The following is an 8,778-nucleotide window of genomic DNA, read 5'->3' as shown; positions in this document are numbered from 1 at the left end:
AGTCGGTCGAGCAAACGCTCGCCCGACTCACACACTTTCCCCCAGCCCTTTATCATCCGCGCGGGAGAAAAGCCAACAAGGATACCGCAGGGCCCGCCCCGGAAGCCCTTTCTCCCGAACGATCCCGCAGCGCGAAGCGCGAGGACCAGTGAGGGAGAAAGGGCGTGGGGCGGGCCCGGACGAGAGCGTTACTCCTTCTCCACTGCGCGCATGATCGCCTTGTAGATCTCCATCAACGGAATGATCAGGAAGGCAAGGCCCAGGGCGGCGATAACGCCCTTGAGCTCAAGCGTCACGGGGCCAAAGAACATCTCGGCAAGCGTCGGCTGAACGGTCACGATCACCGTCAGTACCAGCGCCAGCGCGGCAGATGCCCACAGCCACTTGTTCTGCTTCTTCATGCTAAACAGCGACGCACGACGGCTGCGCATATTGAAGCAGTGGAAAATCTCGACCATGTTGAGCGTGATGAACGCCATCATCACGCCTTCCTCGTCGGCGTTGCCGGCGATCATATCGGCGATGTGGATGTAGCCCATGTCAAAGTACACGCCCACAAAGAAGCTCGCCAGCACCAGCACGGTGATGATCAGGCCCTGGACCACGCAGTCCAGGCCCATGTGACCGGCAAAGACGCCGTCCTTGGCGTTGCGCGGCTTGCGCTTCATGATGTCGCCCTCGGCGTCCTCCATGCCCAGCGCGAGCGCGGGGAAGCAGTCAGTGACCAGGTTCACCCACAGCAGCTGCACCGGCTGGAAGATGGTAAAGCCGATGAGCGTGGCGATAAACACCGAGAACACCTCGGCAAGGTTAGCCGAAAGCAGGAACTGGATGACCTTGCGGATATTGTCGTAGATGCGACGGCCCTCTTCGCAAGCACCGATGATGGTGGCGAAATTGTCGTCGGCAAGCACCATGTCGGCAACGTTCTTGGTGACGTCGGTACCGGTGATGCCCATGCCCACGCCGATGTCGGCGCGCTTGATGGACGGGGCGTCGTTGACGCCGTCGCCCGTCATGGCCACGATCTGGTCGCGCGACTTCCAGGCCTCGACGATGCGGGTCTTGTGCTCGGGCTGGACGCGAGCGTACACGCCGTAGTCCTCGATGTGCGCGTCGAGCTCCTCGTCGCTCATGCGATCGAGGTCGGCACCGGTGATGGCATGGCTGCGATCGGTGACGATTCCCAGCTGCTTGGCAATGGCCACGGCGGTGTCGATATGGTCGCCCGTGATCATGACGGTGCGAATACCGGCATCGTGGGCCTCGCGGATGGCGTCGGCGACCTCGGGGCGGACCGGGTCAATCATGCCGGACAGGCCGCAGAAGACCAGGTCGTGCTCGAGCGCAGCGGGGCTGCAGTCGCTCGGGACCTCGGTGTAGGTGCGGCTTGCCAGCGCCAGTACGCGCAGGGCCTCGTCGGCCATGGCCTTGTTGGCGGCCACGAGCTCGGCGCGACGCTCCTCGGTCAGGGGGACGACCTTATCGCCCTCGTAGATATGGGTGCACAGGCCGATCACCACGTCGGGCGCGCCCTTGGTGTACTGCTCGTACTCGCCATCCAAGGTCTCGACGATCACGGACATCATCTTGCGGCCCGAGTCGAACGGGGCCTCGCCCACGCGCGGGTGCTCGGCAGTCAGGCCGGTGAGGCCAGCCTTGCCGGCGTCGTTGACGAGCGCGCACTCGGTCGGCTCGCCCACGGCCTCGCCCAGCTCCTCGTCCCACTGAGCATCGGAGCACAGCGCCATGCCGGCCAGGAACTTCTCCTTGGGCGCAGCGAGCTCGTGCTTGACGACGGTCATCTTGTTCTGGGTAAGGGTACCGGTCTTGTCGGAGCAGATGGTCTGTGTGCAGCCAAGGGTCTCGACAGCAGAGAGCTTGCGGATAATCGCCTGGCGCTTGGCCATCTTGGTCACGCCAAGCGAAAGGACGATGGTCACGACGGCAACAAGGCCCTCGGGGATGGCGGCGACGGCGAGCGAGACGGCAACCATAAAGGTGTCGAGCAGGGCAGTCGGATCGGTAAGGACGTTGCCCACGCCGTGGCGGAGGATGTCAACGCCAAAGATGACGACGCAGATGACGATCACCATGATGGTGAGGATGCGGCTGAGCTCGGCGAGCTTCACCTGCAGCGGCGTGAGCTCTTCCTTGGCCTCGGCCAGGGCGCCGGCGATCTTGCCCATCTCGGTGTTCATGCCGGTGCCGACCACGACGGCGCGACCACGGCCGTACACGACGGTGGAGCCCATATAGCACATGTTCTTACGGTCGCCGAGCGGCACGTCGTCGGTGCCGGCGGCGAGCTCGATCACGTTGGCATGCTTCTCGACGGGCACGGACTCGCCGGTGAGCGCGGCCTCTTCGATCTTCATCGTGGCGCTCTCGAGCACGCGGCAGTCGGCCGGAACGGAGTCGCCCGCCTCGAGCATGATCACGTCGCCGGGCACGAGCTCGGCGCTCGGCAGGTGCACGAGCTTGCCGTCGCGCAGCACCTTGGACTGCGCCGCACTCATCTCCTGCAGGGCCTCGAGGGCCTCCTCGCTCTTGGCTTCCTGGACCACGCCCAGCACCGAGTTGACGATAACGACGAACATGATGATGGCAACATCGGCAAAGTCGGGCTCGCCCTTGACCATGCCCGTGAGCGCACTGATGACGGCGGCAACGATCAGCATGATGACCATGGGGTCGGCCATCTGCTCAAAGAAACGCTTCCACAGCGGCGTCTTCTCAGCTTCCTCGAGCTTGTTAGGGCCTGTCTTGGCGAGGCGCGAAGACGCCTCGTCGTTGCTCAGGCCGAGGTTCTCATCGACACCTTGGTCGCTGAGCACCTCCGCCGCGGCGGACAGGTATTCCTTTTGCATATAGAGTCCCCTCCTGGGATTCGGGCCACTCAGCAGATTGATGCCCGATCATAATTCCCAGGAGAAGGGCAAGGGCTCATCAAGGCTGCCGTGCTGAGCGGCAGTTGATAGTGGAGCTATGGTACCCCAAAGCGACGCGTCTAGCCAAAACAATCGGTTTGGAAATATGGTCCGCACGCAACGGTGCAGACCGTGTGATGCTCAACATTGGTAAAACGTTTTTTCTTCGGCACATCGCCAAACTGACATATCGCCCAGATAGCAGCGGTTAGAGCGGTTGGTAAATTTTCTCATATACCGTTTATCCCGCAAAAAATGAACTTCTAATTCGGCATACGGTCGATTTTATGGGGTATTCGGTCAGCATTTCGTTATAATCAACACGGTTTTATTTCTTATGGTTTATCTATCAGCGCAAGACGATGTCAGATGGAGGTCTGAATGTACAAGCGCACTAAGATTGTATGCACCATGGGTCCCGCCTGCGATAGCGACGAGACCATCCGCGAGATGATCAAGGCGGGCATGAACGTCGCCCGTTTTAACTTCTCGCACGGCTCCTACGACGAGCACCACGGTCGCATCGAGCGCGTCCGCCGTATTTCCAAGGAGCTCGGTCTGCCCGTCGGCATCCTGCTCGACACCAAGGGCCCCGAGGTCCGCACCGGCCTTCTGGTCGACGGCAAGAAGGTTGCCGTCAATACCGGCGATAAGATCGTCGTCACCGCTCAGCCCACGTCCGAGGATTTCCACGGCACCGCTGAGCACATCTCCCTCGACTACCTGGCTCTGCCTTCCGAGGTCGAGAAGGGCTCCCTCATCCTGATCGATGACGGCCTGGTTGCCCTCGAGGTCGAGTCCGTCAGTGGCCAGGACATGACCTGTGTCGTTAAGAACGACGGCCTGATCGGCGAGCGCAAGGGCGTCAACATGCCCAACGTCAACATCTCGCTGCCCGCCATCACCGAGCGCGATCGTCAGGACATCCTCTTTGGCCTGACCGAGAACATCGACTACATCGCCGCTTCCTTCATCCGTGACGGCGAGTCCGTCCGTGGCATCCGCAAGCTTTGCCGCGAGAACGGCGGCGAGCACGTGACGATCTTCCCGAAGATCGAGTGCGCCCTGGGCGTCGAGAACTTCGACGAGATCCTCGAGGCTTCCGACGGCATCATGGTCGCCCGTGGCGACCTGGGTATCGAGATCAAGCCCGAGCTCGTTCCGCACATCCAGAAGGAGATCATCGCCAAGTGCAACGCGGCCTACAAGCCCGTTATCACCGCTACGCAGATGCTCGACTCCATGCAGCAGAACCCGCGCCCGACGCGCGCCGAGGTTGCCGACGTTGCTAACGCCATCTACGACGGCACCGACGCCGTTATGCTCTCTGGCGAGTCCGCTGCCGGTAAGTACCCGGTCGAGGCCGTTAAGATGCAGGCCAGCATTGCTCTCGAGACCGAGAAGTACCTCCCGGCCCACGCTCCGCTCGAGGTTCCGGCCGACGCTCACGGCACCCGCGTCGTCAACAACGTTGTGGGTATGTCCGCTGTGAACATGGCCACCACCGTTGGCGCCAAGTGCATCACCGTGCCGACGACAACCGGTCGTACCGCACGCCTGATCTCGCACTTCCGTCCCAACATGCCGATCTGCGCGTTCTCCCGCCACGAGTGGGCCGTCCAGCAGATGATCATGTACTGGGGCGTTATCCCGCACCAGGCCGAGATTACCCAGGGCACCGTCAACGGCACGATCGTCAAGGCGATCGAGACCGCTAAGGAGCTCGGCTACGTCGAGGCTGGCGATTTGACCGTCGCTACCGCCGGCGATCCCCGCATGAGCGTCCAGCTCGAGGACAAGGTCTCCTCGACCAACGTCGCTTACGTCGCTCAGGTCCGCTAAATCGTACTTGCAAGCAGATTTGCATTGCAAAGGGCCCGGAAGGCATTGCCTTCCGGGCCCTTTTTCTGTGTCAATGCCGGCACACGGCAAAACACGCACCCATTTCTTTACCAAAAGCGCGAAATCCACCTTTCGGGGCCCAAAAATAAAGTCCCAAGCGCTAAAAGTGTTCGCCCGATGGCGAAACCACACCTTACCCGACGCTGCTAAATCGTTTTAGCAAGAGCCAGATCGACCGCGTTTTCGGAAGTATGCGGCAAATTCTGAGACCTCCGAGCACACCCCGTTTTTTCGCAACAAAATGCCTGATAAACTGGCCTCAAAAGCCAGGTCTGCTCACAGGGTTCAGATTTTGCCGCATACTTCCGAATTGACGCTGGCATCGCACGGTCCAAAAGCACATTTCGACCAGGAGGATATCATGGACCTGACGCTATGCGGTCAATCCGCTTTTTACTATCACCGTATCCCGCCGCAGGTATTAGGGCTTTACCCCGCCATTAGCCTTGGCAATATGGATCGCAGATGTTGCGGCCTCGGAAGTCATGCAGTTGTAAAAGACCTGCTTCACGCACCGCTTCACAGGCTTGTATTCACTCGAGTACAATCCGGGTCGCGAAGCCTGTTTAAATCGCACCTCCTGACCCAAGAGCCGCCTCCCGGGTCGTTTAGGCAAACTGAACATGGATTTGATGTCACGTCGCCCGAGTTTACGTTGCTCAGCCTTGCCACGCAGGTCTCACGCAACCAGTTACTCATGGCTTGCTACGAGATGTGCGGCTCCTTTGCAGTGTTTACGCCCTGCGAGCGAACGCAACAACAACTCGATGAAGCCATTTCGCTTAAGCTCATTCCACCCAACTGCGGTTGGGAGCGTGTTGTCGACACCAAGGGCAATGACACCAATTTGTGGAAGCGCCCGCCGCTCCTCAGCGCGGCGGATATCGCCGCGTTCGCCAAGCAGGCTGCAGGCCTGCGCGGCGTTAAACAACTGCGCTGGGCGGCCGAGCACATGACGGGGCAGACCGCCTCGCCCTTCGAAGTACAGACCTCCATACTTGTCTCGCTCCCCCGCAACGAGGGCGGCATGGGTATCAACATCGCAAACAACGTGCGCATCCCACTCAGCGACGCCGCGCGCTCACTGTATGACAAAACCTGCTGCTACGCCGATATCCTCATCGAGAGCAACACCGACAGCATGGGCGTCATCCTGGAATGCCAAGGCCGCTCCGCCCACGATGGCGAAGCCGCAAGTCTCTCCGATGCCGAGCGCACCACCGCCCTCACAAGCATGGGCTATGACGTTATCCAGATAACCTATGAGCAAATCAAAGACACGAAGAGCTTTAACAACATCGCCGAACTCATCCATAAAAAGGCAGGGCTCCCCTACATCCCAAAGACCGATCAGGAACGCACCACCGAAGATGCCCTGCGGCGGGAGCTATTGGTCGATTGGGATGAGCTGTTCGCCGTCAAGCCGGCCAGCTAGCAGCTAGTGATCAGAGGGACTGCGGGGACGTCAGAAGCGGCAACGCGAGTCGCAAAGCCCACCTCGGTCAGCTCGATGACCTCGGTAAACGTTGCATCGAAAAACTCCTCAGTTAGCAGGCGGTATGGCGGATGATCGGGCTCACCGGGGTTTTCGCGCACAATCTCGTGCATAACGCCGATGGTCTTGAGCACATACTCCTTATGGATGGGATACTGCCCAAAACGCATCGCCGCAGTATACAGACGATCGGTCGCACGCGGGATGGAAACAATGCCGAGCGTCTTACCAAACCAGTCAAAGTCACCTTGCTTTTTAATGCGGAATTCCTCGCACGGCTTGCCGCCGTGCGCCTCCAGGTACTGATTCACGCGCGTATTCCATACGGTATCGGCCACCAGATGCGACCAGACGCCCAGCGTTAAATCGAGCAACGACTGCGCCACATCTTCGGACGCAAGCGAGAACTCACAGGCGCCGGGACCGACAACCGGCTCGGCATCCCTGTAGCGCTGGGGATAGTGCACGCGATTCAGTCGCTCGCGTTCCTCGATAATCGAGGTCGCCGCGGCCGGCGCACCGGTGGGCGAACTTTTAAGCAACGGTGCCACATAGGTATCCCAGAACTCATGCTCACGAGGCTTAGGGATAGGCTCGGGCTTGGCAAAGTGCGTAATGCGATACGGAATGGGATCAGCGATACCAGGGACCATATAGCCCACGAAGATATCCGGAACCACGCAGCCAAACAAAAAGGCATTGCGGTCGCGCACGCTATTGGCAAGCGCGCCGGTGCACTCCAGCAAACGCTCCGTCTGAGCGATATGAATGTTCCAGCTTGGCATAGCCACCCCCATAAAAACCTGGATAACTATACCATCACGGCAAAGCCGCGCGGGCCGCTACGCACGCTCTACGCAGCAACTATTCCGCAGCGCCGCTCTCGGTTCCATACGAAGACACCGGCGCCTCGACCACATGGTGATATCGATCGATATAGATGGCGCGGGCACCCAGGCGTCGTACCAAATCCTGATGGTGCGTGCTCATCAAGACCGTCTTACCGGCAGCAACATAGGCCAGTAGAAAGTTGACCACGATGTCGCACGAGTCCTCGTCAAGTCCGTTGGTAGGCTCGTCGAGCACCAGGATATCGGGGTTCATCGACACGACGGCAGCCAGCGCCACGCGCTTCTTTTGCCCGCCCGAGAGCTGATAGGGCGAGGCATCGACCAGATCGGCAACCTGGAACAGCTCCATGGCATCGCGCACGCGGCGCTCGAGCTCGTCTGCCGGCAGCCCCATCTGCGCGGGACCAAAAGCAACTTCCTCGCCCACCGTAGCGCAGAACAGCTGGGCGTCGGCATTTTGAAACACAAAACCTACGCGCTGATGAAAACGCTGAGCGGCCGCGGAATCCTTTAGAAACGCCGCGTCGATCGCGTGCCCGTCAAACAGGTATGCCCCTGCGTCCGCGAGTTCAAGGCCGTTAATAAGGCGCATAATCGTCGTCTTACCGCAGCCGTTGGGACCGAGCAGGGCAACGAGTTCACCACGATCGACCTGCAGCGACACACCATCGACAACCGTATGGCCCGCATAGGAGAACACCACGTCGCGCAGCTCGATGAGCGGCGTGGCCTCGGCGCCGCCCGCACCGTTCGTGCCCGCCGCACTATTCATATCGATCGTCAAAACGTCGCCCTTCCCTAGTTGCATCCCCAGCCGGAACCAGCAGCGCCTACAGCACCGCGCACAACACGGCGAGCAGAACCACGCCGGCCGCATAGACCGCATCGCGCCAGCCAAACCCGGCGCGTGCAGGCGCCGGGTACACGCCGGCAAAGCCGCGGCAAAGCATAGCCTCGTCCATCGCGCGACTGCACTCCATCGCCTTGATAAACGTCATGCCCATGATACCCGCCAGCGAGTCGGTGCGCGAAAAACCCGCAGGCGCGGAACCGACGCTGCGCAGCATGACCGATTCGCACAGATCGTGCGCTGTGCGTCCCAGCACCTCGATATGCTTGAGCGCCATATCGAAAGTAAAGATGACCTCGTCGGGCAGGTGCAGCATCTTAAGCGCCGCCGACATGCGGCTCCAGGTGAGCGTCCACGAAACACCCAGCACCAGCGACACGTTAATGAACGTCTTGAGTGCAATCTTGAGCATGGCGCCCGAGGCAGAAGCACCCAGCAGCAGGGCAGGCAGCGCCAGAACCACGGCAAACCCCGCGGCAGCCAACGCCGGCACAAAGGTAGCGCGCAGCCCGCGTACGGGGCGCACGGCAACGAGCACCAACGCGATCGCCGCCATCAACATCAGGTACAGCGGGCTTTGCGTCAGACACACGCACAGGACGCAAACGAACATCCCTAACAGGCGCACCGGAGCCGAAACGCAAGAAAGGGCGCGGTCGACCATCGACCCGCCCTTGTTCGCGCCTCCACCCAGGCGAACCCGCTCAAGCAGGCTCGCCAGGTGCAGGACGTTCTTTTGCATCACACGAT

General features: G+C 60.6%; 6 protein-coding genes. 2 read left to right on the top strand and 4 right to left on the bottom strand.

Annotation, left to right across the window (positions count from 1 at the left end; all coding sequences use genetic code 11):
• Positions 1 to 188: 188 nt before the first annotated feature.
• Positions 189 to 2,870 (bottom strand): cation-translocating P-type ATPase, encoded by a 2,682-nt coding sequence (locus tag DXC18_RS05765; RefSeq protein ID WP_117716615.1) that lies wholly within the window; start codon positions 2,868 to 2,870, stop codon positions 189 to 191.
• Between the two features lie 441 nt (positions 2,871 to 3,311).
• Here DXC18_RS05765 and pyk point away from each other — a divergent pair, with 441 nt between their 5' ends.
• Both pyk and DXC18_RS05755 read left to right on the top strand, forming a co-directional pair.
• The gene (pyk, locus tag DXC18_RS05760) at positions 3,312 to 4,772 is read left to right on the top strand and encodes a pyruvate kinase (protein WP_117716614.1); all 1,461 of its coding nucleotides are present in this window, start codon (positions 3,312 to 3,314) and stop codon (positions 4,770 to 4,772) included.
• Between the two features lie 421 nt (positions 4,773 to 5,193).
• The gene (locus DXC18_RS05755) at positions 5,194 to 6,267 is read left to right on the top strand and encodes a hypothetical protein (RefSeq protein ID WP_124785840.1); all 1,074 of its coding nucleotides are present in this window, start codon (positions 5,194 to 5,196) and stop codon (positions 6,265 to 6,267) included.
• Here the strand turns inward: DXC18_RS05755 and DXC18_RS05750 are convergent.
• The 3 genes from DXC18_RS05750 to DXC18_RS05740 form a co-directional block, all read right to left on the bottom strand.
• Positions 6,264 to 7,112 carry a hypothetical protein gene (locus DXC18_RS05750; protein ID WP_117716612.1) on the bottom strand — a complete coding sequence of 283 codons (849 nt, stop codon included), beginning with the start codon at positions 7,110 to 7,112 and terminating at the stop codon, positions 6,264 to 6,266. The genes DXC18_RS05755 and DXC18_RS05750 overlap by 4 nt on opposite strands.
• Before the next feature lie 79 nt (positions 7,113 to 7,191).
• Complete coding sequence (locus tag DXC18_RS05745; RefSeq protein ID WP_233509023.1) at positions 7,192 to 7,950, bottom strand: energy-coupling factor ABC transporter ATP-binding protein; 759 nt, start codon at positions 7,948 to 7,950, stop codon at positions 7,192 to 7,194.
• Positions 7,951 to 8,008: 58 nt separating this feature from the next.
• Positions 8,009 to 8,770, bottom strand: a complete 762-nt coding sequence (locus DXC18_RS05740) for an energy-coupling factor transporter transmembrane protein EcfT (RefSeq protein WP_158551984.1) — start codon at positions 8,768 to 8,770, stop codon at positions 8,009 to 8,011.
• Between the last annotated feature and the right edge of the window lie 8 nt (positions 8,771 to 8,778).

The sequence above is a fragment of the Collinsella sp. OM08-14AT genome (assembly GCF_003438115.1).
Taxonomy (GTDB): Bacteria; Actinomycetota; Coriobacteriia; order Coriobacteriales; family Coriobacteriaceae; genus Collinsella.
The sequence above is the reverse complement of the archived record's forward strand: the minus strand, read 5'-3'. Positions and strand labels throughout refer to the sequence as shown.

Excerpts from the sequence above, each read along its gene's own strand:
- DXC18_RS05740 (WP_158551984.1), bottom strand. The coding sequence starts at position 8,770 with ATGCAAAAGAACGTCCTGCACCTGGCGAGCCTGCTTGAGCGGGTTCGC.
- DXC18_RS05765 (WP_117716615.1), bottom strand. The coding sequence starts at position 2,870 with ATGCAAAAGGAATACCTGTCCGCCGCGGCGGAGGTGCTCAGCGACCAA.
- DXC18_RS05745 (WP_233509023.1), bottom strand. The coding sequence starts at position 7,950 with ATGAATAGTGCGGCGGGCACGAACGGTGCGGGCGGCGCCGAGGCCACG.
- DXC18_RS05755 (WP_124785840.1), top strand. The coding sequence starts at position 5,194 with ATGGACCTGACGCTATGCGGTCAATCCGCTTTTTACTATCACCGTATC.
- pyk (WP_117716614.1), top strand. The coding sequence starts at position 3,312 with ATGTACAAGCGCACTAAGATTGTATGCACCATGGGTCCCGCCTGCGAT.
- DXC18_RS05750 (WP_117716612.1), bottom strand. The coding sequence starts at position 7,112 with ATGCCAAGCTGGAACATTCATATCGCTCAGACGGAGCGTTTGCTGGAG.